Source organism: Cryobacterium sp. AP23, assembly GCF_054075385.1.
In genome coordinates this window covers 2,061,682-2,087,065 of record NZ_CM133415.1, presented here as the reverse complement: position 1 = coordinate 2,087,065, position 25,384 = coordinate 2,061,682, and the positions used below count along the sequence as shown (strand labels likewise).

The following is a 25,384-nucleotide window of genomic DNA, read 5'->3' as shown; positions in this document are numbered from 1 at the left end:
ATATATGTGAGGAAACATCACATTATCCACACGTCAATATCGCAACTGCTACCTAATCGGACAAGTGGTCCCGGTGTGCCGGGACCACTTGTCCGCAGCGGGAACAGTTGCGCGCGGAGAGCGGCGGACAGGGCGGTTGGGCGGCACACGGGGCGGGGATTCTCCCAACCAATGGAATCGCGGTTCGTGGTGCGCGGCGGGTCAATCACTCTGAATGATGTCGGCCGGCCCGCGCTTCGCACGAACAGCCTGGGGCCCGTCGGCACCGCAACGCCGCGGAACACAGACGAGAAGGACGTGACATGAAATTCATGGGCATCGCCGCCGATGACGATCACCAGGCCAGGATCGGCCTCATCGATGGGGACCACGTGACCCCGATCACCACCCTCGACGAATTCTGGAGCGACCCGTTCGGCTGGCAGGAGCGCGCCGCATCCACCACCGGCACCCGCCTCCTCCGCAGCGAGGTGCGCGAGGTCCCCCTCGTCCCCGCGAGTGCCCGGGTGATCTGCGTCGGCCTGAACTACAAGGCCCACGCGGCCGAGGGATCCTTCGCCGTTCCCGAGTACCCCACCCTCTTCGGCCGCTGGACCGCATCGCTCAGCGTGGGCGGCGTCGCAGCCCCCGTTCCCGCCGGTGAGGCCGGCCTCGACTGGGAAGGCGAAGTAGCGGCCGTCGTCGGCCGCCGCATCGAGTCCGCGGATGCCGACACCGCCACATCCGCCGTCTTCGGCTACGCCACCTTCAACGACCTCACCTCCCGGCGCGCGCAGAAGCTCACCGCCCAGTGGACCCTCGGCAAGAACGGCGACTTCTCCGGCCCGATGGGCCCGCTGGTCAGTCGCGACGAGGTCGGCGACCTGCGCGACGGGCTGCAGGTGCGCACCCGGGTGAACGGCATCGAAGTGCAGAACGGCAACACCCGCGACATGATCTTCACGGTCGGCGCCATCCTCTCGCTGATCAGCGAGACCTTCACCCTGCACCCCGGCGACGTTCTCGTCTCGGGCACCCCGGAGGGCGTCGGCTACGTGCGCACCCCGCCGTGGCTGCTCCAGCCCGGCGACACTGTGGAGGTCGAGATCGACCGCCTCGGCACGCTCACCACCCCGATCTCGGCCACCGCCGACCGGGCGCGGGCCTGACCATGACCGTCACCGAGAGGGCGGATGTGCATTCGCTGCCCGATTCCGTTCCGGTGCTGGTCTGCGGGGGTGGCCCGAGTGGGCTCTTCCTTGCTCTCGACCTCGACTCCCGCGGCGTCGCCAGCCTCGTCATCGAGCCGCGGCTCGCGGTCGACCCGACCCGGCCCAAGGCGAAGACCACGAACGCCCGCACGATGAGCCACCTGCGCAGGATCGGCCTGGCCGATCCGCTGCGCGAGGCCGCACCACTGTCGGCGGAGTACTCGGAGGATGTGATCTTCTGCTCGAGCCTCACCGGTTACGAGCTCAAGCGGTTCCGCAACGCCTTCCAGGTGGACCGCCACCGCTACGAGTTGCAGCCCGAAGGCGGCCAGCAGGTCTCCCAGCCCGTCGTCGAGGAGGTGTTGCGCAGCGGTGTGGCCGGCGCGAGCCTCGCGGAGCTGTTCACCGGCATCAGCCTCGTCGAGATCGACGTCGCGCCCGGTCGGCGACCGCGCGCGCTGGTGGCCGATGAGACGGGAGCCACGAAGTGGATCACCTGCGACCACCTGGTGGGCGCCGACGGCGGCTCCTCGATCGTGCGCCGTGGCCTCGGCATCCGTCTCGAGGGCGGCTCCGCGGCAAAGTCGAACTTCAACTTCCTGTTCCGCTCCGAGGCGCTGGCCGGCCTGGTCACCCTCGACCCCGCGGTGCAGTACTGGGTGCTGACCCCCTCCGCCGCCGGCATGATCGGCCGGATGGACCTGGCCTCCACCTGGTGGGTGATCATCCAGAACGTCGACCTCGACGCCAACCCCGACCCGCACGACCTGGTGCGGAAACTCACCGGCACCGACGTGGACGTTGACGTGATCGCCACCGATCGGTGGACGGCCCGGATGCTCCTGGCCGGCAGTTACGGCCGCGACGGCGCGCACCTCATCGGCGATGCGGCGCACCTCAACCCGCCCTGGGGCGGACACGGGTTCAACACCTGTGTCGGCGACGCCGCCAACCTGGCCTGGAAGATCGCTGCAGTGCAGGCCGGCTGGGCGGGGGAGCACCTGCTCGCCAGCTACGAGGCCGAACGTCGGCCGATCGCGGCACGCACCATCGCGGACGCCGCCTCCAACGGCCGGATGCTCGCCTCCGACTTCGCCCACGCCGTGCTCGACGAGGATTCCCCGGCCGGAGCCGAGGCCCGCGCCGCGATCGCGTTCGACCTCGAGGTGAAACGCAGCGAATTCAGCTCGCTCGGGCTGGTGCTCGGCTACCAGTACCCCGGGTCCCCGATCGTCGTCGACGACGGGTCCCCGATCCCGCCCGAGGACCCGATTCGCTACGTGGCCGCCACCCGCCCGGGCAGCCTGCTGCCGCACACCTGGCTCGGCGCCGACTCGCTCTACGATGCGCTCGGGCCCTGGTTCACGCTGCTCGTGGACGCCGCCGCTCCTACCGCCGACGCGTTCGCCCACGCTGCAGCCGCCGCGGAGGCGGACTCCGGCATCCCGGTGCGGGTGCTGACCCTCGACTTCGCCGCCCACACCCACGTGGACTGGCAAGCCTCCGCCGTGCTCGTGCGACCCGACCAGCATGTCGCCTGGCGGGGCGTCGACCCCGCCGCGATCGCCACGGCCCTCGCCGTCGCCGCCGGGCACCACCCGGTCGCGGCTGCCGCCGACCAGCGGGAAGAGGTGGCCGCCCATGGTCGCGACTGACTTCCGCGAGCACCTGTTTCCCGAAAACGACCCGCGCATCAGCGGCTTCCGCGGGCTCAGCTACCGCGAATACGCCGAGGTCGTGAAGAGCGACCCGTTCGCCGGGCCGATGATCATCGACTGGGCCACCAAATACCCGGAGCCCTACCGGGGGATCAGCACCGACGGCACCATCATCGCCCAGCCCGCCGTGCTGCCCGAACCGGGCGCCGGCGCCCCGACCGCCGCGATGGTCGACGCCGCCGGGAACCTGCTCGCCGCCCTCTCCGGCGCAGAGTGGGCCGCCCTCACCTACCCGCTCCGCGCACACGAGTGGCGGTCCTGGGCCAACCCCGAATTCCTGCAGCACGACACCGGGCTGCGCCTCGAAGACCTCGAGCCGCGCCAGCGCGACCTGGCCCTCGCCCTGGTGCGCGCCAGCCTGAGCGACGTCGGCTACGAGCGCGTGCGCACCCTGATGTGGATCAACGGCTACCTCGGCGATGTCATCGGCCTGCCCGCGATCATGAACGAGTGCAGCTACAACATCGCCCTCTACGGCACCCCGTCGGCCACGCAGCCGTGGGGATGGCAGCTGTTCGGCCATCACCTCGGCCTCAACTGCGTCGTCGAGGGCGACCGGATGGTGGTCTCACCGGTCTTTCTCGGCGCCGAACCGTCCACGATCCTCGACAGCCCGGTCGGGCCGGTCGACGTCTTCCGCGACCGGATCGATCGGGCCCGGGCGCTGATGACCGGGCTCGCCCCCGCGCAGCAGCAGGCCGCGCAGGTCTACGCCGACATGGTCGACCCGGCGATGCCCGCCGGGCGTCTGCATCCCGGCGACGAACGCCACCTGGGCGGATGCTTCCAGGACAACCGGGTGATCCCGCTGGAGGGCATCCGTGTGACCGAGCTCGGCCCGGCCGACCAGGAGCAGGTCAGCGGCCTCGTCGCCGCGTTCCTCGACCACCTTCCCGCCGGCGTGCTGGCGAGCAGGCTGGGCGAGGTCACGGCCCGGTACGACGAGACCTGGTTCTCCTGGATCGGCGGCTGGGCCGACGACGACCCGTTCTACTTCCGCATCCAGAGCCCGGTTCTCCTGCTCGAACTCGACCACCACTGCGGGGTCTTCCTGAACAACCGCACCCCGGCCCGGTTCCACGTGCACACCGGTGTGCGCACCCCCAACGGCGGCGACTACGGTGGACTGCTCAGCGGCCCGCCCGGCGGCCCGCCCGGCGAGGTCGCATCGTGAACCGCGCGGACGGCCAGCTGGCCGGCATCGTGGTGCTCGATCTCAGTCGGGCCCTCGCCGGACCGCAGGCCGGAATGATGCTCGGCGACCTCGGCGCCCGCGTGATCAAGGTGGAAACCCCGGGCACGGGCGACGACACCCGCGGCTGGGGTCCGCCCTTCGTCGGTGAATCCGACGCACTGGAATCCACCTACTTCCTCTCCTGCAACCGCAACAAGGAGTCGATCGCACTCGACCTGAAGTCCGCCGACGACAGGCTCGTGCTCGACGCCCTGATCGGTGACGCCGACGTGCTGATCGAGAATTTCCGCACCGGCGTGATGGACCGGCTCGGCTACTCCACCGACCGCCTGCTCACCATGAACCCGCGCCTGGTGATCCTCTCGATCACCGGCTTCGGCCACGACGGCCCGGAGGGCGGCCGCGCCGGTTACGACCAGATCGCCCAGGGCGAGGCCGGCATCATGTCGATCACGGGCTCAGGGCCGGATGACCCGCAACGGGTGGGCGTGCCGATCGGCGACCTGCTCTCGGGCATCTACGGGGCCTTCGGTGTCGTGTCCGCACTCTACGAACGCGAGTCCACCGGCCGCGGCGGCGTGGTGCGGGCGTCGCTGCTCTCCGCGCTCGTCGGGGTGCACGCCTTCCAGGGCACCCGGCAGACCGTGGCGGGCCAGACCCCGCTGGCGCAGGGCAACCACCATCCGTCGATCGCGCCGTACGGCCTGTTCGCCTGCGCCGATGGCTCGGTGCAGATCAGCGTGGGCAGCCCCGCGCTCTGGCAGAAGTTCTGCGCCCGGTTCGGCATCGACCCGGCCGCCCCTGGCCTGGCCACCAACGCCGACCGGGTGGCGAACCGGGCCCGGGTCATCACCGTCGTGGAGGAGGCCTTCTCGGCCTACGGCTCGGCGGAGTTGCTCGTCGCACTTGAGGCGGCCGGGATCCCGGCCGGCAAGGTGCGCACCCTCGACGAGGTCTACGCCTGGGACCAGGTGGCCTCGCAGGGCCTGCTCATCGACGTCGAGCATTCCAGCCTCGGCCCGCTCACCCTGCCCGGACCGCCGCTGCGCTTCTTCGGCGAGCCGGGCAACGCCGAGGAGGAGGTCACCTTCCGTGGCCACCGCGCACCGCCGACGCTGGACCAGCACGGCCCGGCCATCCGCGAGAGAATGGCGGCCAGGCAAACGAAGGAGGCCTCGTGACGGAAACGCGCTCGGCCGCCCCGCGCTCGGCAACACCGCTTTCGGCAACACGGCTTTCGGCAACACAGCTGATCGGGCTCGTCGGGGACGAGGGGACCTTCCAGTCCTGGGACGAGCCCATCACCCCGCGCACGCGGGCCGAGCCGTACGCCGCCGACCTCGACCGGGCCCGCGCCAAGAGCGGCACCGATGAGTCGGTGATCACCGGCGAGTGCCGGGTCGGCGGCCACCGGGTGGCCCTGATCGTCAGCGAGTTCGCCTTCCTCGGCGGCTCCATCGGCATCGACGCCGCCGAACGACTCATCACCGCCATCGAACGCGCCACCCGGGAGCGCATCCCGCTGCTGTCCGGTCCGGCCTCCGGCGGCACCCGGATGCAGGAGGGCACGCCAGCCTTCGTCGCGATGGTGGGCATCACGGCCGCGATCGCCGCGCACAAGCGGGCCGGCCTGCCCTACCTGGTGTACCTCCGCCACCCCACCACCGGCGGGGTGATGGCGAGCTGGGGCTCGCTCGGCCACGTCACGGTCGCCGAACCGGGCGCCCTACTCGGCTTCCTCGGCCCCCGGGTCTATGCGGCCATCTACGGCGAGCCCTTCCCCGATGGCGTGCAGACCGCCGAAAACCTCTACCGGCACGGCGTGATCGACGGGGTGCTGCCGCCCGGCCGGCTGCCCGGCTTCATCGCCCGGATCCTCGGCACCCTGCTCGCGCCGACGAGTGCCGATAACCGGGCAGCGGATGCGTCACTCGAGCCCTACCGTGGGCCCGCGATCAGCGCCGCCGAGTCCATCCGCAGCAGCCGCGACCGCGCCCGGCCGGGCGTGCGGAGTGTGCTGCGCTATGCCGCGACCGACGTCGTGCACCTCAGCGGCACCGGCCAGGGCGAGTCGAGCGACGGGTTGTTGCTCGCGATCGCCCGGTTCGGCAGCATCCCGTGTGTGGTGGTGGGCCAGGACCGGCACGCCCAACGCTCCGGCAGCCCCTGGGGCCCGGCCGCCCTGCGGCAGGCCCAGCGTGGCCAGCGGCTGTCGGCCGAGCTCGGCCTGCCCCTGGTCACGATCATCGACACCCCCGGTGCCGCGCTGTCCAAGGAGGCGGAGGAGGGCGGCCTCGCCGGCGAGATCGCCCGCACCCTCGAGGGCCTGGTCACCCACCCCGCGCCCACCGTCGCCGTGCTGCTCGGCGAGGGAACCGGCGGCGGTGCGCTCGCGCTGCTGCCGAGCGACCTCACCATCGCCAGCCAGCACGCCTGGCTCGCGCCGCTTCCGCCGGAGGGAGCCAGCGCCATCATCCACGGCGACACCAGCCACGCCGCCGAGATGGCCGAATCGCAGCGGATCGGCGCCGTCGCCCTGCGGGACGCCGGAATCGTCGACTGGATCGTTCCCGAGCATCCGGATGCGGCGGCGGAGCCGGCCGACTTCAGCCGGCGGGTCGGCGCCACCATCGAACAGCTGCTCCCGGCGCTCCGCTCGCTGCCCGGCGATGAGCGGTTGCGCCGCCGGCGGGAGCGCTACCGCGCGATCAGCCGGAGCCCAGCCAGTGCACCGGACCCGGCCGGCTAGGACGGGCCGGATGTTCAGCGTCGAACGAGCCGTCAACCAGGAAGAGTCAGCAATGCCACTGCACACCGAAGGAACCGCCGTCACGGCGCACCTCGACCTCGAGTTCGCCCCCGGGCTGGTGCTCGACATCGTGCGCCCCGCGGCGGCGGGCCGGCTGCCGGCGATCATCTGGCTGCACGGCGGCGCCTGGCGGATGGGCGACCGCACCTGGCGGCCAGACTTTGAACGATTCTTCGCCGGGTCCGGCTTCGTGATGGTGAGCATCGACTACACGCTCTCCGGCACGGCGCCGTTCCCGCAGCCGTTGTTCGACGTGCGGGCCGCCATCCGCTGGCTGCGCACGCACGCCGACGAGTACGGCATCCAGTCCGATGCGATCGGCCTGTGGGGGTCATCGGCCGGCGGGCACCTCGCCGCGCTCGCCGGGTTGCTCGGTGCGGTGCCGACCCTCGGCGGCGAACAGCCCAGCACCGTCGACGCCGGTGTGCAGGCCGTAATGGACGGCTACGGCGCGGCCGACCTGCTCGCCGCCGACCAGGACAACCCGCCCACCGCCGGGCTCCTCGGCGGAGCCCCGGCCGAGCATATGGAGCGTGCGGTGCAAGCCAGTCCGGCCCGGCAGCGAGTGAGCGACGCTCCGCCGTTCCTGATCATGCACGGCGCGGCCGACCCGCTCGTGCCGGCCAGCCAGAGCATCGCCCTGTACGACGCGCTGGTCGCCGGCGGCGCCGACGCCACCCTCTACCTGATCGAGGGCTTCGGGCACGGGTTCCTCAACCCCGCCGGTGTCAACGAGGTGCCCGGCGGCCCGCCGCTGGACTCCGGCCGCCTCGAAGCACAGCCGAGCGCCACGGCCGAGGTGCGCAGCACCTCCGACCGGGACCTCGACACCTCCGCCTCGTTCCCGGTCATCGAGCGGTTCTTCACGGCGACGCTGAAGGCCTGACGCCGCCCTGACGCTCGGGCAGGTCAGCGGGCGAAGAGGCCGCGGTAGTACTCGTAGGTCCACCCGACCAGGGCGATGGCGCCGACGCACACGCCGATGATGGAGATCCAGATGCCCACGGCTAGCCCGAGGAAGAGCAGGGCGGCTGACGCGGCGAGGATGATGGGCCACCAGCTGTACGGGCTGAAGAACCCCATTTCGGGGTCGCCGTCGTCGATGTTGGCAGTGATTCTGTCCTCGGGGAGTTCCCCGCCCTGGGCCCGGTGCACCCGGCTGAGGTAGAACGCGATGAAGGCCGAGAGCACGGCGCAGAGCCCGAGGGCGACCGTGCCCACCCACTCGATCGGCGTGCCGGGGCCGGTCACGGACTGGGTCGCCAGCTGCTGCGCGTTGAAGATCAGGCTCCACACCGTGTAGGTGATGCCGGCGAGCACGAAGAATCCGGTGAGGATCCAGAAGAGGATGACGTTGGCTCTCATGGGCAGAGTTTCCCTTCGGCTGCGGCACAACTTACGCCGCCTTCGTGCCCCGGGGAACACCCCTTGACACCGTCGTCGGGCATCCGCTATTCGTGTGCGGGCAGCGCAGCCGTCCAGAACACCCGCAGCGCAGCACGGGGGTCGTCCTGCAGGCCGGGCGGCTCGTCCCAGATCCAGGTTGTGCGCGCGGGAAGCTCGTATACCGGCCAGGGCTGGTCACCTGACGGACGGCCGTTCCGCAGAAAACCAGCCCAGCCCGACATCATTCCTTCGCTCAGGGAGCGCGGCGCGCCCGGCCCGGTGAAGAAGGCCGCCTCCGGCAGGTCGGATGTGCCGAAGACGAACGCCAGCTCGGCGCCGTGGCAGGCGCCAAGCCTGCCCTGCATCGACGGGCTGGGCCGGGTGAAGAGATAGGAGTAGTTGCGACCGGTGCTGCCGCCGCGGGCATCGAGCAGCCGGTTGCTGGGCTGCCGGTAGCTCCGGTCGGTGAGGTAGACCTCGAGGGCCTCGGCATCGGTGGGTGGATGGCCGAGGTCCGCTTCGACAGCGCGGCGGAAGGTCTCGGCCGCTGTGCCGGCCCCGACATCGCGCCGGATCTCCCGTGCCAGGGCGGGGGCGACTTGGGCGGGTACGGATGCGATCGGATCGAAGAGGAGGAAGAGCGACGCCTCGTCGAGGTTGGTTCCAATGAGGAGGTCGACGGCATCGCTCATCCCGCCCCGCACGGATTCCAGCGGGACGTCGGGGATGAGCGTGCCGTCGACGACGGCCCGGAACACGATCGAGAGTCCGACATCGTCGGCCTGATGGGCGTGCACCACGGCCGACTGCGCGGCGAGGAGCTCCGCGGTCGTCAGGTCGACCAGCGCGGTACCATCGGCCTCGTCGAGGTCGAGCGACCTGAGGACCTCCCGGGTCAGTGCGGCTGCATCCGCCGGTGTCGCCACGCGTTCGGCCGTGCCGCTCTGCATGATCGCCCGGTGGAAGAGCCCGCCGGCGGCCGGAACGGCCAGCAGGGTGCCGACGAGTGCGGCGCCGGCCGATTGGCCGGCAATGGTCACGTTGTCGGGGTCGCCGCCGAACCGGGCGATCTCGTCCTGCACCCACTGCAGGGCGGCTACGAGGTCGTGGATGGCGGCGTTGCCGGTCGAGCAGCCGTTCCGGGCCTCGTCCAGCCAGAGGAACCCGAAGACGCCCAGACGGTAGTTCACCGACACGACGACCGAGTCGGCGAACGCCGCGAGCCGGGCTCCGTCCTGAATGGGGTCGGAGTTGGAGCCGGTGATGTTCGCCCCGCCGTGGATCCAGACGAGGGTGGGACGTCGGCCGGAATCCACGCCGGGGGTCCACAGGTTGAGGTTGAGCCCGTTCGCATCGTCGTGCGCCCGGGCGGGAACACCGGCCTGCTCCTGGTACGGGTCGGGGTTCTGCGGCACCATTGGTCCCGGCTCGGTGCAGTCCAGGGTTCCGAGCCAGGGTGCGGGCGGCGTGGCCGGGTCGAAGCGGCCGCGCCCTGGGCCGAGCAGCCCGTACGGGATGCCCAGGAACGCGCTGACGTCCCCGTACGGTGTGCCCACGGCTCGGCCGGAGACCGCGCCCGCCCGGGTGTTCGCGCGTGGACCCGTCGGCCCCGGCATCCGGGTCAGATGTCCAGCCCGGCGACCCGCTCGGGCGGCGGGCCGACGACAACGAGGTCGAGTTCGGCCTGGGCGCGGCCGAAGCCGGCCCCGTTGAATCCGGCGGCGGCGCCCTCGGTGTAGATCGAGTCGGCGGTGGGACTGAAGACGTACTCGAAGAACGGCTCGAAGATGGACGGCGCCAGCACCCCGACCATCCGGGCGTACGCGGAGTCGTAGGCATAGGAGTGGATGGTGCCGGCCGGCGCGTGCACGAAGTCACCCTTGGTCAGCAGCACCTCGCGCCCGTTGACGTGCAGCCGGACCCGGCCGTCGAGGCAGAGGAAGTTCTCGGTGTGCTGCTGGTGGAAGTGCAGCGGGATGTAGCCGGAGCGGGCGCCGCTGCTCTGAACGGCGAAGTAGCGGCCGTCGGTGTTCTCACCGCGGGAGATATAGGTGTGGGTCTCGTCGGCGCCGCTGTAGTGGTCGCCCTCGCCGGCGCTGAGGATGAACGGCACGTTGCCGTTCGGCCGCACCGTGTGCTCGGCCGAGCCGGCCTCCGGTCGGGACAGGTCGGGCACCTGCATGCCGAACTCCTCGGCGACGGCGCGGAATTCAGCATCCGAGACCGTGCGCTCGGCGCGGGCCGGCCGAACGTGCGAACCGGTGGAGGTGCCGAGGCGGCTCAGCAGCGCGAGGGAGGTTCCGGGGGACGACCAGAGCAGGATCCGGTTCTCGCCCGCGAGCATCCGGTAGGCGAACGCGACACCGGAGGGGATGACGACCTCGTCGCCGGGGGAGAGGATGCTGGAGGTGCCGTCGAGCCAGACCTGCACCAGGCCGTCGAAGACGATCACGGTGCGGTGTTCGCTGTCGTCGGCGGTGAACGGCAGCGTCGCGCCCCGGCCGCCGGCGATGTACGCGGCACCGAACAGGTTGCCGGTGTCGACCGGGCGGGCGATGACCGTGATGAGCTGGCCGTTGAGGAAATACCGGTCACCGTGGCCGGCGGCCATGACGTACGGCACCGCCTCGCCGGGCAGCGCGTTGGCGATCGGGGTGTGAACTCCGGGTTCGAGCATGGGTGCGGCCATCGGGTGTCTCCTCATCGAGTCATCGGTCCCAGGATCGTGTGAGCGAGGGCGCCGACATTAGTGTGCGGGATAGGCGGGACGAGCGGGAGCGAGATTCCATTCACCGGCAGAGGTGCCAGGTCGGGTCAGGATCGCAGCGTGGTCTCGCGGTCGGGCTGCGAGTGGATGCCGTCGATGCCGGACGGCCGGAAACCCAGCGCGCGAGAGATCGACCGGGCCGTGGCGCGCAGGGCGGGCAGGGCGACGTCGGGGGAGACCGAGCCGTCCGGCGCCAGGATCGACACGGCGGCGGCGGCCTTGCGGGAGGAATCGTAGATCGCGGCCGCCACCGACACGGTCTGGGACGGGCGTTCCCGCCGCACCACTGAGTACCCCAGGCGGGCGACCTCGTTCAGCTCCCGCCGGAGTTCGTCGGTCGAGCCGAGCGTCTCCACCCGGAAGTCCAGGTCGGGTGGCTGGGCCAGTATGCGTTCCCGGAACGCGACCGGTTGGGCCGCGAGCAGCACCCGGCCCACCGCCGTGCTCCGCAGCGGCAGCCGGCCGCCCAGCCGGTAGGCGACCGCCGGCGCGCGCCGGGACGACAGCCGCTCGATGAGGATGGCTTCGTCGGCGTCGAGCACGGCGAGGAGCACGTGGTGGTGACTCACCTCGTACAGGTCCTCCAGGTACGGCAGGGCGAGTTCCCGGATGCCGTGTCCGCGCGGGGAGAGCGACGCCACCTCCCAGAGGCGCACGCCCACGACGAATTCGCCGCTGGGCAGCCGCTCCAGCGCGCCCCACTTCACGAGGCCCTGCGCCAGCCGGAGCGTCGAGGACAGCGGGATGCCCGCCCGGGCCGACAACTCGCCGAGGGTGAGTTCGCGCTTGTCGTCGGTGAAGCAGGCGAGCAGCGACAGGGCCCGGTCGATGACGGGTTCGCCGCGCGGCGGGCGCTTGCCGCGAATGGGAGCGGCGTCGGTCTGGTCGGGCATGCCTGATCTTCGCTCAATTCCACGGATATGTCCAATGAATGGAATCGTCTTGGCGTCCGTGCGCCCGGTCGCACACAGTGAGGTCGGGCGAGGAAGCTCTCACGAGTCCCGCCGCAGATGTCACAGCAACCAATCAGCGTAGATGGAGGCCACCCGTGAAGACAACGACCCCGGTATGGACAAGGCGGGCTCTTGCCGCTGCCACGACTGGAGTGCTCATTGCAGCACTCACCGCGTGCACCGGATCCAGCGGAGGCGGCGGTGGTAATGGATCGAACGATGCCGCCACGCTCACCATCGCCCAGGAGCAGGACATGGCCGCAACGGGATACGACCCGTTGATGTACTCGGTGGGCCAGCGCCAGTTCTACGAGGCCGCCTACGACTCGCTGCTGAAGTTCGCTTCGGACGGCACCGTCGGCCCGGGTCTCGCATCCGCCTGGGAGTTCAACGCAGACGGCAGCGTGTTGACGCTCACCCTCGCCGACGACGTGACCTTCAGCGATGGCAGCGCGTTGACCGCCGACCTCGTGATCGCCAACCTCGACCGTCGCAACGACCCCGCGCTCGAGGCCTACAGCGGCTTCGCCACCGGCGGCGCCGCCGAGATCGCCTCCCTCGAAGCCCCGGATGAGAAGACCGTGGTGATCACCTTCCTCTCCGCGCAGTTCCCGATCGTGGCTTCCCTGGCCAACGTCCCCGGCATGATCGTGGGGCAGACCGGTCTCGACGATCCGTCCCTGCTCAACCAGGGCACCGTGGGTTCCGGACCGTACGAGCTCGACGCGGCGAAGACCACCAAGGGCAGCACGTACACCTTCACCCGTTTCGCCGACAGCACCGAGACGGCCGACTACCCGTTCGACACCGTGGTGTTCCGGCCCATCCTCGACCCGCAGGCCCGGGCCAACGCCCTCATCTCCGGCCAGGTCGATGCCGGCGTGATGAAGTCGTCCACGGTCGACCTCCTCGAATCCAAGGACGTCGGCGTCTCCCAGATCGGTGGCAGCGTGGTCTCGCTGATCCAGTTCGACAAGACCGGCTCGTCCGTTCCCGAGATGGCCGACGAGCGCGTGCGCCAGGCCATCCAGCTCTCGATCGACCGCGACCGCCTGGTCGAAACGCTGCACAAGGGCGACGTCGTTCAGCGCAACGCCCTGCCCACGGCTTCGCCCGGCTGGTCGAGTGAGGTTGACGAGGCGTGGGTGCGTGACGTCGACGCCGCTAAGGACCTGCTCACCGCAGCCGGCTACCCGGACGGTTTCAGCTTCGACATCGTCTCGGGCGCCGACTCCCAGTCCGACCTCGAGTCGATCCAGACGGACCTCGCCGAGGCCGGGATCACGATGAACGTCAAGCCGGCAGCCTCCACCGAGGAGTCCTTCGCGGCCGTCAGCACCACCGCCATCGGTCACATCCCGCTGGACTGGTCCAACCCGATCGGCAACATGTACGGCGTCATCTTCGGCTTCGCCAACACCCAGGGCGGCGACGACCCCGAGCTCCAGGCGGCCACCGGTGCCCTCGCCGGCGCGCAGACCGACGAGGACCGCGCGGCGGCCCTGCAGACGCTCAACGCCCGACTGGTGGAGAGCGGATGGCTCTACCCGCTGTACGAACCGCTCACCAGCATCGGCTTCGACGCCGAGAAGCTGACCGAGGTCACGTTCGCGGGCGAGCTGAGCATCCCGCTGCTCTCCTCGTTCACGCCGGCCGGCGAGTAGCACCCCGCGGGGGCGGCTCCGGCCGCCCCCGCCTTCCCTCTTATTCACCCCCCCACCCCAAGGAGACGACATGGCCGGCTTCATCACGAAGCGGATCCTCTTCGGCATCTTCACGGTCCTGGTCGTGTCGATCGTGGCCTTCCTGCTGGCCCGGCTGATGCCGGGCAGCCCGGGCAGCATCATCCTGGGCATGGGCGCAACGCCCGAGGAGATCCTCGCCTACGACGATTCGATCGGCTGGAACGACCCCCTCCCGTTGCAGTACCTCACCTGGCTCGGCGCCGCCGTGCGTGGCGACTTCGGGGTCAGCCTGCTCGACGGCCGCACCATCACCAGCGACATCGCGTCCCGGCTGCCGGTGACCTTCACCCTCGCCCTGATCGGCACCGCGGCCAGCACCGTCATTGGTGTCGTCTTCGGTGTCGTGGCCGCCGTGCGCGGCGGGATCGTCGACCGCATCGTCAACGCCTTCTCCGCCCTGGGCGCGGCGATCCCCGGTTTCTGGATCGGCATCGTCTTCGTCTTCATCTTCTCCGTGCAGGCCGGCCTGCTGCCCGCCACCGGGTACGTGCCGATCGAGGTCGACCCGGCGCTCTGGCTGCAGTCGCTCATCCTGCCCGTCGCCACCCTCGCGCTGGGCGGGGCGGCGTTCGTCGCCCGGCAGACCAGGGCATCGATGCTCGACGCCCTTTCCCAGGACCACGTGCGCACCCTGCGCGCAACGGCCACTCCGGAGTGGCGCATCCGTTATATCCACGCGCTGCGCTTCGCCAGCCTGCCGATCGTGGCCGGCGTCGGACTGCAGTTCATCGCCCTCTTCGGCGGATCGGTCATCATCGAGCAGATCTTCGCCCTGCCAGGCCTCGGCCAGAGCATCCAGGGGGCAGCGGCGAGCAACGACGCTCCGATGATCCTCGGGGTCGTGGTGACCACCACGATCATCGTCGTCATCGTCAACCTGCTGCTCGAGCTCGCCAACCGCTTCCTCGATCCGAAACTGAGGACCTCATGACCAGCACGCACGACTCCACCGTCAGCATCGCAACGGCGCTGCCCACATCGGTCCGCCCGTCGAGGCTCCGCAAGATCCGGCAATCGCTCTCCACCCCGGGCGCCATCTTCGGCCTCGCCTGGCTGGTGCTGCTCGTCGTGGCGTCGTTCACCGCGCCGCTCTGGTCGCCCTACGGCGCCACCGAGCAGACCGGCAGCCCGCCGCTGTCCGGGCCGAGCGGGGCGCACTGGCTCGGCACCGACGAACTCGGCCGTGATATGCTCACCCGCATCTTCACCGCCGGCGCGGATGCCATCGCCACGTCGGCCCTCGGCGCCGTGGTGGCCCTCCTGGTGGCGACGCCGCTCGCGCTCTGGGCGGCCTCGGCCGGCCGGCGCACCGAGACCATGATCAACCGGGCGACCGAGATCGCGATGTCCATTCCGCTGATCATCGTGATGCTCACCGTGATCGGCATCATCGGCACCAATCTGCCGCTGATCATGGTGATCCTCGGCCTGGTCATCTCCACCGGCATGTACCGGGTGCTGCTCGGCCAGACGAAGTCCCTGCAGTCGCAGCTCTACGTCGACGCCGCGTTTGTCGACGGGCTCCGGGCAACCCGGGTCAGCCATCGGCACGTGCTGCCCGGCCTGACCACCACGATCATGGTTCAGTTCGCCCTGGTCTTCTCGATCGGCCTGATGATCCAGACCGGCCTGGCCTTCATCGGGTTCGGCCCGCCGGTGCCCGCGCCCAGCTGGGGCGGCATGATCCAGAGCGCTTCGACGCACATCTACGACGCCCCCTGGCTGATGGTGCCCACCGGTGTGGTCCTGATCCTCACGGTGTTCGCCGCCAACGCGATCGGCGACGCCCTGTCCGGCCCGACCGAGCACGTGCCCTCCGCCCGGCGTCGACGCCGCGCGAAGGCCGCATCCGCCACCACCGTCACCGCGGCCCCGACGCGCACCGCCAAGGCAGCCGCGAAGGCCCGCCACGCCGAGCCCGGCCAGGCCGATGACAAGTCCTTGCGGGTGGACGGGCTGCACGTGAGCCTGGACGACGGCACCACGCTCGTCAGCGATGTGTCCTTCACCGTCGGCCCCGGCAAGGTGCTGGGCCTGGTCGGCGAATCCGGTTGCGGCAAGACGCTCACCTCGCTCTCCCTGATCGGCCTGCTGCCGCCGGCCGTGTCCACCACCGCCGGGTCGATCTCCTGGCGGGGCCGGGATGTCGCGGCGCTGAGCGAGTCGGAGATGTTCCGGGTGCGCGGCCGCGAGATCGCGTTCATCGCCCAGGAGCCGATGCGGGCACTCGATCCGATGTTCTCCATCGCCTCCCAGCTCGTCGGCGCGGTGCAGCGCCTGCGCGGCGTGCCCAAGCGGGAGGCCCGCCGCATCGCGACCGAGCTGCTCGAGAAGGTGGGCATCGTCGACGCCCCCCGGGTGCTCAAGAGCTACCCGCACGAGATCTCCGGCGGCATGGCCCAGCGGGTCGCCATCGCCCTGGCGCTCTCCGGTCGGCCCAAGCTGCTGATCGCCGACGAACCGACCACCTCCCTCGACGTGACCGTGCAGGCCGAGATCCTCTCGCTGCTGCGCCACATCATCGCCGACGAGGGCATGACGATGGTCATCGTCACGCACGACCTCGGCGTCGTCGCCGACATCTGCGACGAGGTCGCCGTGATGTACGCGGGCCAGATCGTGGAGACCGGAACCGTGCTGTCGGTGCTGCGCCAGCCGGCGCATCCGTACACCAAGGCGCTGCTCGGGGCCGACCCGCACGCGCACGAACACGACGGCGTCAACCGCCGGCTGGTGTCGATCGCGGGCCAGGTGCCGCAGCCGCGCGACTGGCCCAGGGACTGCCGGTTCGCCGCCCGGTGCTCGTTCGCCACGGCCGACTGCCTCACTCCGATCCCGCTGCTGGCCCGGCCCACGGGTGCGGGGCTGACCCGCTGCATCCGGGCCGAGGAACTCTTCGGCCCGCAGCCGGACGTCGCCGAACCGCGCGTCCTGCCGACCGGGCGCCGGCTCTTTCCCACACTCCCCACTATCCCAACCAAGCAGGTGGACGCATGACTCTCCTCAGCCCGCACGCCGCCGCGCAGCCCGGCGCCGGTGAGACGCCCGTCCTCCAGGTCGACGATCTCGTGATCCGCTACGGCAGGGTCTCGAAGAAGGGCGCGCCGGTGAGCCCGGCGGTGGATGGGGTCAGTTTCACGATCAAGCCCGGCGAGACCGTCGGCCTGGTGGGGGAGTCCGGCTCGGGCAAGACCACCATCGGCAAGGCCATCCTGGGCCTGCAACCGGTGACCAGCGGCGCCATCAGCTTCGAGGGCGAGCGGATCGACCAGCTCAAGCCGCGCGGGCGGCGGGTGCTCGCCACCCGGCTGCGCGCGGTGTTCCAGGACCCGTACTCGTCGCTGAACCCGCGCCTGTCGATCGGCGATTCCCTCACCGAACCGTTGCGGGTGAACGGGGTGGGCCGCGATGAGGCCGACTCCCGGGCCGAGGACATGCTCGAACTCGTCGGCCTGCCCCGCGCGGCCGTCTCCCGCTACCCCCGCCAGTTCTCCGGCGGCCAGCGGCAGCGCATCGCCGTGGCGCGGGCGCTGATCACCCGGCCCAGCCTGGTCGTCTGCGACGAACCCGTCAGCGCCCTCGACCTGTCCACCCAGGCGCAGGTGCTCAACCTGCTGGCCGACCTGCGCGACGAGCTCGGCCTGAGCTACCTCTTCATCGCCCACGACATGGCGGTGGTGCGGATGCTCGCCCAGCGGGTCATCGTGCTCTACCGGGGGCAGATCATGGAGGAAGGCGGCACCCGCGAGGTCATGGACGGGGCGCAGCATCCGTTCACCCAGGCGCTGCTGGCCGCCTCACCGGTGCCCGATCCGATCGAGCAGGCCGAGCGCCGCCGGCTGCGCGAAGAACGCCTGGTCGACGGTTCTTCCGCCTCCTCCATCTCGTCCTCCGGCTGCCCGTTCGCCGCCCGCTGCCCGATGGCCACCGAACTGTGCCGCACCAAGCGCCCGGCGCTCCGCCCCACGGCGGTCTCGCTGGCCGCCTGCCACTACGTATGAGACCAGCACCAGGAGACCCCGTGACCGTGACCGACACCACCGTGATCACCGAGCTCAGTTCGGACCTCACCGCGCCCGGGGCCTTCGTGGCCGGCCCGCGCCCCCGACTGTCCTGGAAGGTTGCCACCTCGCAGCCGGACTGGACCCAGCACAGCGTCGACATCGAGCTGGCCGGGCGCGGAGACGCGCAGCTCGCCCACGTCGACACGGATGAGTCGATCTTCGTCGACTGGCCGTTCGACGACATCGCACCCCTCGAGGCCGTGCGGGTGCGCGTGCGCGTGACCGGCGCGAACGCGGACGTGACCCCGTGGAGCGAGTCCCTCGACCTCGTGGGCGGGTTCCTCGCCGCGGGCCAGTGGCAGGCGCAGACGATCGGGGCCGCCGACCCGGTTCGGCCCGGCAGCCCGTTCAACACCCGCACCGTCATCGACCTCGGCGACGCTGAGGTCCTGCGGGCAACCCTGTACGCGGCCGGCCACGGGGTCTACCAAGCGGCGGTGAACGACGTCGACGTGGACGACCACGTGCTCAAGCCCGGCTGGACCAGCTACCCGCGCCGGCTCACCCACGAGACGACCGATGTCACCGGGCTGCTCGTCCCCGGCCGCAACACCCTCAGCGCCCGGGTGGCCGCCGGCTGGTACGCCGAAACGCTGCGCCTGTTCGGCCCGCCCACCCCGTTCTACGGCGAACACCCCGCCGTGGCCACCCAACTCTTCGTGCAGTACGCCGACGGGTCCTCGCGCACCTTCGGCACGGATGCGTCCTGGGAGGCCACGCTCGACGGCCCGCTGCGCGCCAGCGGAATCTACGCCGGCGACGAGTTCGACTCCCGCCTGCTGGCCGGCACCGACGCGGTGTGGAGCCCGGTGCGGGTCGACGCATCCGTTCGTGAGCCGCAGATGACCACGCAGCCGCCGGTGCGCGCGATCGAGGAGGTGCGGGTGACAGAGGTGATCATCTCGCCCAGCGGCGCCACCATCCTGGACTTCGGCCAGAACCTGGTCGGCGTGCTGCGCCTCACCGTGGACGGCCCGGCCGACACCACCATCACCCTGCGGCACGCCGAGGTACTCGAGAACGGGGAACTGGGCACCCGGCCGTTGCGCGGCGCTGCGGCCACCGACACCTTCACCCTGGACGGCTCCGGGTCGCAGACCTGGCAGCCGGAGTTCACCTTCCACGGCTTCCGCTACGCCGAGGTGACCGGCTGGCCCGGCGCGTTCGACCCGGCCGCCGTGGTCGCGGTCGTGCTGCACACCGACATGCGCCGCACCGGCTGGTTCGAGAGCTCCGACCCGATGCTCGACCGGTTCCACGAGAACGTGGTCTGGGGGATGCGCGGCAACTTCCTCTCCATCCCCACCGACTGCCCGCAGCGGGCCGAGCGCCTCGGCTGGACCGGCGACATCGGGGTCTTCACCCCCACGGCCAGTTACCTCTACGACTGCCGGTCGATGCTCTCCTCCTGGCTGGAAGACGTGGCCCTGGAGCAGGCGGCCTGCGACGGTATCGTGCCGTTCTTCGTCCCCTCCTATGACCCCACCAACGGTGCCGCCGCGGGGTGGGGAGACGCCGCAACGGTCGTTCCGTGGGCCCTGTACGAAAGATTCGGTGACCTCGATGTCCTGCGGCGGCAGTACCCGAGCATGCGCTCCTGGGTGGAGACGATCACCGCGCTCGCCGGCGACCGCCACCTCTGGGAGGGCGGTTTCCAGTTCGGCGACTGGCTGGATCCCGACGCACCGCCCGACCGTCCGTCCAAGGCCAAGGCCGACCCCGACATTGTGGCGACGGCGTATCTGTGGCGGAGCACCAGCATCCTCGCCCAAACAGCCGGCCTGCTCGGCGAGGCCGCCGACGCCGAACGGTACGCGGCGCTCGCCGAAGACGTGCGAAGCGCGTTCCTCCGCGAATACGCGACCGAGTCCGGGCGCCTGGTGTCGGATTCGCCGACGCCGTACGCGCTGGCCATCGTCTTCGGCCTGGCTCGCGACGACGCCCAGCGGCAGCTGATGGGCGACCGGCTGGCCGAACTGGTGCGCTCCTCCGGCTACCTGATCAGCACCGGGTTCCTCGGCACGCCGGTGCTCACCGACGCCCTCACCCTGACCGGGCACCACGCCGAGGCCGGTCGGCTGATGTTCCAGACCCGGTGCCCGTCCTGGCTGTTCGCGGTCACCATGGGGGCCACCACCATCTGGGAACGCTGGGACAGCATGCTCGAGGACGGCTCGATCAACCCCGGCGAGATGACCTCGTTCAACCACTATTCGCTGGGATCCGTGGCCGACTGGCTGCACCGCGAGGTCGGCGGACTCTCCCCGGCCGAGCCGGGTTACCGACGGATGCGCATCGCGCCGCGACCGCTCGACCAGCTCGACCACGCCCGAACCGAACACGAGACCCCGTACGGGCCGGCGTCGGCACGCTGGCGGCGCACCGGAGGGGAGCTGACCATCACGGCGGTCGTGCCGCCAAATACCACGGCGGAGGTGTCGTTGCCGGGATCGACCGATGTGATCGTCGTCGGATCGGGCAGCCACGAGTGGCGGGTGCCGGCGGACGCCATCGGCTCCCGGAGGCTCAGCCAACCCCTCGGCGGCACCACCAGCCTTGCCAACCTGATCGACGACGAGCCCGCGTTCGACGCCGTGATCGACGCCATCGCCGACGTCGACCCCGTCCGCGCTCGCAGCTTCCACCGGCAGACCAGGTGGAGCACGGTGAACACGCTCGACGATGCGTCCTTCTTTCTGCAAGGCCCCGCGACCGAGAGCGTGAACGCCGCGATCGAACGCATGAACGCGGACCGGCTCGCCCAGCCGATCAGCCGGTGACCGAACCGAGCCTGCCGGGGTTCCACCCCGACCCGTCCATCTGCCGGGTGGGCGAGGACTACTACCTGGTCACGTCCACGTTCGAGTACTTCCCCGGCGTGCCGATCTTCCACAGCGATGACCTCGTGACCTGGCGGCAGCTCGGCAACGTGCTCGACCGCACGTCGCAGCTGCCGCTGGGCGCCGGCGCCGGCGGGATCTTCGCCCCGACGCTGCGCCACCACGACGGCCGGTTCTGGTTGATCACCACCGACATCGGCCGGGTGCGGGACGGCCACCTGATCGTCTCCGCGATCGACCCGGCCGGCCCGTGGTCCGACCCGGTGTTCACGACCGGGGTGGTCGGCATCGACCCGGACCTTGCCTGGGACGACGACGGGGCCTGCCGGCTGACCTGGACCCAGCGCACCTCCTCCGGAACCCAGATCACGCAGGCGCGGGTCGACCCGGCGACGGGCGAGCTGCTCTCCACGCCGCAGCCGCTCTGGAGCGGCACCGGGCTGGCGCATCCGGAGGGACCGCACGTCTTCCGTCGGGGCGACTGGTGGTACCTCGTCGTCGCCGAGGGCGGCACCGAACGCGGCCACGCGGTCTCCATCGCCCGGTCCCGATCCATCGACGGACCGTTCGAGGGCAACCCGGCCAACCCGATCCTGTCCCACCGCAGCACCGAGAATCCCGTGCAGAGCACCGGCCATGCCGACCTCGTCGAGACCGCGGGCGGCGACTGGGCGATGGTGTATCTGGGTGTGCGGCCCCGCGGGGCGACGCCGGGCTTCCACGTGAACGGCCGGGAGACCTTCCTCGCCGGCGTCGACTGGGTCGACGACTGGCCCGTCGTGGATGAGGGTCGCTACGACGTGCCGGCCACGGTCAGCGACTTCAGCGACCGGTTCGTCGACCACGCCCTCGACCCGCGCTGGATTTCGCCCGGTGGCCCGGCATCCGACTTCACCGAACGCGACGCCGATGGCGGCCTCCGGCTGCTGCCGCCCGCCGGGGGCCGAGCCGGGTTGGTGGGTGTGCGCACCCGGGACGAGTCCTGGCAGGCGGATGCTGTGGTCACCGCGGGTGACGTGTCCCTCGTCGTGCGTATCGATGGCGCCCACACCATGACGGTGGAGGCGACGCGCGACCGGATCGAGGCCTGCGCGACCATCGGCGGGTTGGTGATCCCGCTCGGCTCGACCGTGCGGGCTCCGGGTGACGTGACCCTCCGCATCCGCGCCACCCCACCGGAGGACGAGTTCGGTTTCGGGAACGGGCCGGACGTGCTGCACCTCGGCCTGGTGGTGGACGACACCTTCACCGAGCTGGGCAGCATCGACGGCCGCTACACCTCCACCGAGGTCGCCGGCGGTTTCACCGGCCGTGTGGTCGGCCTCTCAGCGGGCCCTCGCGGCGGCACGGTCACCCGTTTCGACTACGGCCCCCTGGCGACGTAGACGATCTCAGGAGGTCTCGACAAGCTCGACCAGCGGGATGGGTGCGTCCCAAGGAATGGTTCCCGTGGGATGCCTGCGTTCGCGCCCCGCGCTCGTTGGTCGAGCTTGTCGAGACCTCGTAACGTGCGTGCGTGTCGCAGGTCGGGTCCCGGGGTCTCGACACGCTCGACCAGCGGGATGGCTGCGTCCGTAGGTCGGCTCCCGTGAGCTGCGTGTGTGTCGCGCCCCCGCTCGTTGGTCGAGCTTGTCGAGACCTCGTGACGTGCGTGCGTGTCGCAGGTCGGGTCGCGGGGTCTCGACACGCTCGACCAACGGATGGGCGCGTCTGTCGGTCGGGTCAGGGGGCGACGGGGAGGGCGCGCTGGGCGGCGACGAGGGATGCGTAGACCCTCGCACTGGGCTTGGGGGTGCGCACGAACGTCTCGCGGTCCACCTCGTGCAGGCCGAAGCGGGGTTCGTAGCCGAAGATCCACTCGAAGTTGTCGAGCAGGGTCCAGTGGCAGTAGCCGAGGACCGGAACCCCGGAGTCGATGGCGTCGAGCAACCCGGCCAGGGACGGTTCGAGGAACCCCGCCCGCAGGGTGTCGTCCGTCGAACCCAGGCCGTGTTCCGTCACCATCACCGGCTTGCCGCTGACCTCGTGCGCGTACCGTACGGCCTCGCCCAGCGACGCCGGCTCCACCTCGGTGCCCATTCCGTTCAGCACGGCGCCCTCGGCAGGGGGAAGCTGGCCATCGGGTCCGAACCAGATGCGCTCGTAGTTCTGCACGCCGATGAAGTCGTCTTCGCGGGCCAGGCGCAGCCAGTGGTCGTAGACATCCGCGCGCTTCCTGGCCACGGTCTCCTCGCCGCCCGCGGCCGCCCGGTCGTCGGAGATGGCGATCGACAGTCCCACCGGCAGCTCCGGGCGACGCGCCTTGACGGCGGCCGTGGCCGCTCGGTGCGCCAGGGTCATGCCCTCCTGCATGCCGGCGAAGTCCTCGGGCAGCATGACGTTGCCGGCCCGATAACGGGGCACCCCGGCCTTGGTGCTCGCCGCAGCGAGCGTTGCGGCCTGCAGGTCCAACACGAAGTCGGGCAGGTGCGCCCAGGCCAGCATCGGCGACAGGTTGGGTTCGTTGAACGTCACGGCGGCCGCGATCCGGTCGCCGATCCGGTCCGTGACCACGCCGCAGAAGCGGGCGAACAGCTCGGGTGCCTCGTCATCCAGCCAGGCCCCGCGCGCGGCGAACCAGTGCGGAGCGGTGAAGTGGCAGAGGGTGACGATGGGCGCGAGCCCCCGGGCGACGCATCCGTTCACGATGGCGTCATAGTGCGCCAGCGCCTTCTCGTCGAAGACCCCCTCGGTCGGTTCGATTCGTGCCCATTCGACGGAGAACCTGAACGCGGTCAGGCCCAGTCCGGCGACCAGGTCGAGGTCGGTCTCCCACAGTTCGTAGCTGTTGCAGGCCCTGCCCGACGGTTCGGCGAAGATCGTCGGTTCCACGTTCTCGAGGTACCAGGTGTCGCTGGTGCGGTTGTCGCCCTCGCTCTGGTGACCTGCCGTGGCGACGCCCCAGAGGAACGTATCGGGAAATTGGCCGAGAACCATGTCTGCTGCTCCTTGAATGGGGGAGACGACGGCTCGTGCCGGCGTCGATGCCGCCCCCTCAGTATTCCGGCGAGCGTCGCCCGATTGCCCGCCCGATTCCGTTGAATGGGAGAACCTCGCCCGCTCAACCGACGTTGAAGCCGCCGTTGCTGCCGAGCAATTGGCCGTTGATCCAGGACCCCGGTTCGGAGAACAGGAAGCGCACGAGGTTCGCCGTGTCCTGGGCAGTGCCGAGCCGGCCGGCCGCCGTCGCCGCCACGCCGGAGGCGCGCACCGCATCGTCCATCCAACCGGTGTCGACCGGGCCCGGGTTGATCACGTTCGCCCGCACGCCCCGGTCGGCCAGCTCGACGGCCGACGCGATGACGATGCGGTCCAGCGCCCCCTTGCTCGCGCCGTAGGGCAGGTTGTGTACGCTGTGGTCGCTGGTCAGGGCGACGATCCGGCCACCGACCTCACCGGCGCCGGCGGTGTTCGGCAGCTGCTCCGCGAACGCCTTGATCAGCAGCCAGGTCGCCCGGGCGTTCACCGCGAAGTGCCGGTCCCACGCCGTGACCTCGGTCGTCAGGATCGAGCTGTCCACCGATTCACAGTGCGACATGACCAGCCCGGTCACCCGCCCGAGCCGTCCCGCCGCAGCCAGGATCGCGCCCGGCACGTCGGGGTCGCTCAGGTCGCCGGGGACGAGGTCGACCCGAACCCCCAGCGCCCGGCACTCCTCGGCGATGGTCTCGGGGTCGTCGGCGGTGCGCTCGTAGCCGAGGCGATCGTCATATGGCCGCCAGTAGTTCAACGCGAGGTCCCAGCCGTCGTGCGCCAGGCCGACCGCGAGCTGCGCCCCGATCGATCGGCGCCGGCCGACCCCGGTGACTACGGCGACCCTGGGCGGAACGATACTGTTCATGCCCCCAGACTAGGCCGGGCCGCGGCAGCGGCCGGGGAGGTTCGCTCAGATGCGGATGCCGAGAGCCAGGTCGGCCTCGATCCGGCGGGCCGTTTCGGTCAGGGCCGGCAGGAGCGCCCGCACGGTGTCGGCCACGGCCGGGCCCGCGCTGGTGGAGACGTTGACGGCGGCCACGACCGTGCCGTCCGGCGTGCGGACGGGCACGGCAAGCGAACGCAGTCCCACCTCGAGCTCCTGTTCGACAAGCGAGTAGCCCTGCTCCCGCACCGCCATCAGCTCGGCAACCAGATCGGCCAGGGCGGTCTTCGTGTACGGGGTCAGTGCTCGCGGCGAGCTGGCGCCGATAATGACGGCGGCCTCCGCCTCGGGCAGGGCCGCCAGCAGGATGCGCCCCATCGCGGTGGCGTAGGCGGGGAACCTCGTGCCCACCGTGATGTTCACCTGCATGATCTTCCGGCCGGCGGAGCGGGCGACGTAGACCACGTCGTTGCCGTCGAGGATCGCGGCCGACGCGGACTCCTGCACCTCGCCGCTTAGCTGCTGCAGGTGCGGCAGGGCCACGTCGGGCAGGCCCAGGCTCGACAGGTAGCTGTAGCCGAGCTCCAGCACCTTCGGCGTCAGCGAGAACAGCTTTCCGTCGGTGCGCACGTAACCGAGCTGTTCAAGGGTGCGCAGGAACCGGCGGGCGGTGGCGCGGGTGAGGTCGGTGTGGCCGGCCACCTCGGTCAGCGTCATCTCGCGACGGGCGCCGGTGAAACAGGCGATCACGCCGAGCCCCCTGGCCAGCGACTGCACGAAGTCGGTGGGGGCTTCCGCTGCCGGTGTCTCGCTCATCTG

The 25,384-nt window shown here is 70.7% G+C and carries 19 protein-coding genes; 12 read left to right on the top strand and 7 right to left on the bottom strand.

What is annotated here, in order from left to right:
• The first annotated feature begins 302 nt into the window (after positions 1-302).
• The 6 genes from ACU5E9_RS09925 to ACU5E9_RS09900 are packed head-to-tail and all read left to right on the top strand — an operon-like array spanning position 303 to position 7,798.
• Positions 303-1,148, top strand: a complete 846-nt coding sequence (locus ACU5E9_RS09925; protein ID WP_456813430.1) for a fumarylacetoacetate hydrolase family protein — start codon at positions 303-305, stop codon at positions 1,146-1,148.
• A gap of 2 nt (positions 1,149-1,150) precedes the next feature.
• Positions 1,151-2,845 (top strand): FAD-dependent monooxygenase, encoded by a 1,695-nt coding sequence (locus ACU5E9_RS09920; RefSeq protein ID WP_456813429.1) that lies wholly within the window; start codon positions 1,151-1,153, stop codon positions 2,843-2,845.
• Positions 2,832-4,082 carry a DUF3500 domain-containing protein gene (locus ACU5E9_RS09915; protein WP_456813428.1) on the top strand — a complete coding sequence of 417 codons (1,251 nt, stop codon included), beginning with the start codon at positions 2,832-2,834 and terminating at the stop codon, positions 4,080-4,082. The genes ACU5E9_RS09920 and ACU5E9_RS09915 overlap by 14 nt, the downstream gene beginning before the upstream one ends.
• On the top strand, positions 4,079-5,284 hold the full coding sequence (locus tag ACU5E9_RS09910) for a CaiB/BaiF CoA transferase family protein (RefSeq protein WP_456813427.1): 1,206 nt from the start codon (positions 4,079-4,081) through the stop codon (positions 5,282-5,284). The genes ACU5E9_RS09915 and ACU5E9_RS09910 overlap by 4 nt, the downstream gene beginning before the upstream one ends.
• Positions 5,281-6,852, top strand: a complete 1,572-nt coding sequence (locus ACU5E9_RS09905; RefSeq protein ID WP_456813426.1) for a carboxyl transferase domain-containing protein — start codon at positions 5,281-5,283, stop codon at positions 6,850-6,852. The genes ACU5E9_RS09910 and ACU5E9_RS09905 overlap by 4 nt, the downstream gene beginning before the upstream one ends.
• A 52-nt stretch (positions 6,853-6,904) precedes the next feature.
• On the top strand, positions 6,905-7,798 hold the full coding sequence (locus tag ACU5E9_RS09900) for an alpha/beta hydrolase fold domain-containing protein (RefSeq protein WP_456813425.1): 894 nt from the start codon (positions 6,905-6,907) through the stop codon (positions 7,796-7,798).
• A 23-nt stretch (positions 7,799-7,821) separates the two neighbouring features.
• On the opposite strand, the gene ctaF is transcribed toward ACU5E9_RS09900, so the two are convergent.
• The 4 genes from ctaF to ACU5E9_RS09880 all read right to left on the bottom strand — a co-directional run bounded on the left by ctaF (position 7,822) and on the right by ACU5E9_RS09880 (position 11,958).
• Positions 7,822-8,277: an aa3-type cytochrome oxidase subunit IV gene (gene ctaF, locus ACU5E9_RS09895; protein WP_456813424.1), complete on the bottom strand. Its 456-nt coding sequence runs from the start codon at positions 8,275-8,277 to the stop codon at positions 7,822-7,824.
• An 86-nt stretch (positions 8,278-8,363) separates the two neighbouring features.
• Positions 8,364-9,914, bottom strand: a complete 1,551-nt coding sequence (locus ACU5E9_RS09890; protein ID WP_456813423.1) for a carboxylesterase/lipase family protein — start codon at positions 9,912-9,914, stop codon at positions 8,364-8,366.
• 5 nt (positions 9,915-9,919) lie between these two features.
• Complete coding sequence (locus tag ACU5E9_RS09885) at positions 9,920-10,987, bottom strand: cupin domain-containing protein (protein ID WP_456813422.1); 1,068 nt, start codon at positions 10,985-10,987, stop codon at positions 9,920-9,922.
• A 125-nt stretch (positions 10,988-11,112) separates the two neighbouring features.
• Positions 11,113-11,958, bottom strand: a complete 846-nt coding sequence (locus ACU5E9_RS09880) for an IclR family transcriptional regulator (protein WP_456813421.1) — start codon at positions 11,956-11,958, stop codon at positions 11,113-11,115.
• A 155-nt stretch (positions 11,959-12,113) separates the two neighbouring features.
• On the opposite strand from ACU5E9_RS09880, the gene ACU5E9_RS09875 reads away from it, so the two are divergent.
• The 6 genes from ACU5E9_RS09875 (at position 12,114) to ACU5E9_RS09850 (ending at position 22,052) form a co-directional block, all read left to right on the top strand.
• Positions 12,114-13,682: an ABC transporter substrate-binding protein gene (locus ACU5E9_RS09875; RefSeq protein ID WP_456813420.1), complete on the top strand. Its 1,569-nt coding sequence runs from the start codon at positions 12,114-12,116 to the stop codon at positions 13,680-13,682.
• A gap of 70 nt (positions 13,683-13,752) precedes the next feature.
• Positions 13,753-14,694 (top strand): ABC transporter permease, encoded by a 942-nt coding sequence (locus tag ACU5E9_RS09870; RefSeq protein ID WP_456813419.1) that lies wholly within the window; start codon positions 13,753-13,755, stop codon positions 14,692-14,694.
• Complete coding sequence (locus ACU5E9_RS09865) at positions 14,691-16,760, top strand: dipeptide/oligopeptide/nickel ABC transporter permease/ATP-binding protein (RefSeq protein ID WP_456813418.1); 2,070 nt, start codon at positions 14,691-14,693, stop codon at positions 16,758-16,760. The genes ACU5E9_RS09870 and ACU5E9_RS09865 overlap by 4 nt, the downstream gene beginning before the upstream one ends.
• A complete protein-coding gene (locus ACU5E9_RS09860; protein WP_456813417.1) occupies positions 16,757-17,764 on the top strand; it encodes an oligopeptide/dipeptide ABC transporter ATP-binding protein in 1,008 nt (335 codons plus the stop codon). Before ACU5E9_RS09865 ends, ACU5E9_RS09860 begins: the two co-directional genes overlap by 4 nt.
• Before the next feature lie 20 nt (positions 17,765-17,784).
• Positions 17,785-20,607 carry a family 78 glycoside hydrolase catalytic domain gene (locus ACU5E9_RS09855; protein WP_456813416.1) on the top strand — a complete coding sequence of 941 codons (2,823 nt, stop codon included), beginning with the start codon at positions 17,785-17,787 and terminating at the stop codon, positions 20,605-20,607.
• Positions 20,604-22,052 carry a family 43 glycosylhydrolase gene (locus tag ACU5E9_RS09850; protein WP_456813415.1) on the top strand — a complete coding sequence of 483 codons (1,449 nt, stop codon included), beginning with the start codon at positions 20,604-20,606 and terminating at the stop codon, positions 22,050-22,052. The genes ACU5E9_RS09855 and ACU5E9_RS09850 overlap by 4 nt, the downstream gene beginning before the upstream one ends.
• 337 nt (positions 22,053-22,389) lie before the next feature.
• Here the strand turns inward: ACU5E9_RS09850 and ACU5E9_RS09845 are convergent, their stop codons facing one another.
• The 3 genes from ACU5E9_RS09845 to ACU5E9_RS09835 all read right to left on the bottom strand — a co-directional run bounded on the left by ACU5E9_RS09845 (position 22,390) and on the right by ACU5E9_RS09835 (position 25,381).
• Positions 22,390-23,643 (bottom strand): glycoside hydrolase family 1 protein, encoded by a 1,254-nt coding sequence (locus ACU5E9_RS09845; protein ID WP_456813414.1) that lies wholly within the window; start codon positions 23,641-23,643, stop codon positions 22,390-22,392.
• Between the two features lie 124 nt (positions 23,644-23,767).
• A complete protein-coding gene (locus tag ACU5E9_RS09840; protein WP_456813413.1) occupies positions 23,768-24,547 on the bottom strand; it encodes an SDR family oxidoreductase in 780 nt (259 codons plus the stop codon).
• 45 nt (positions 24,548-24,592) lie between these two features.
• Positions 24,593-25,381, bottom strand: coding sequence for an IclR family transcriptional regulator domain-containing protein (locus tag ACU5E9_RS09835; protein ID WP_456813412.1), 789 nt, complete (start codon positions 25,379-25,381; stop codon positions 24,593-24,595).
• Between the last annotated feature and the right edge of the window lie 3 nt (positions 25,382-25,384).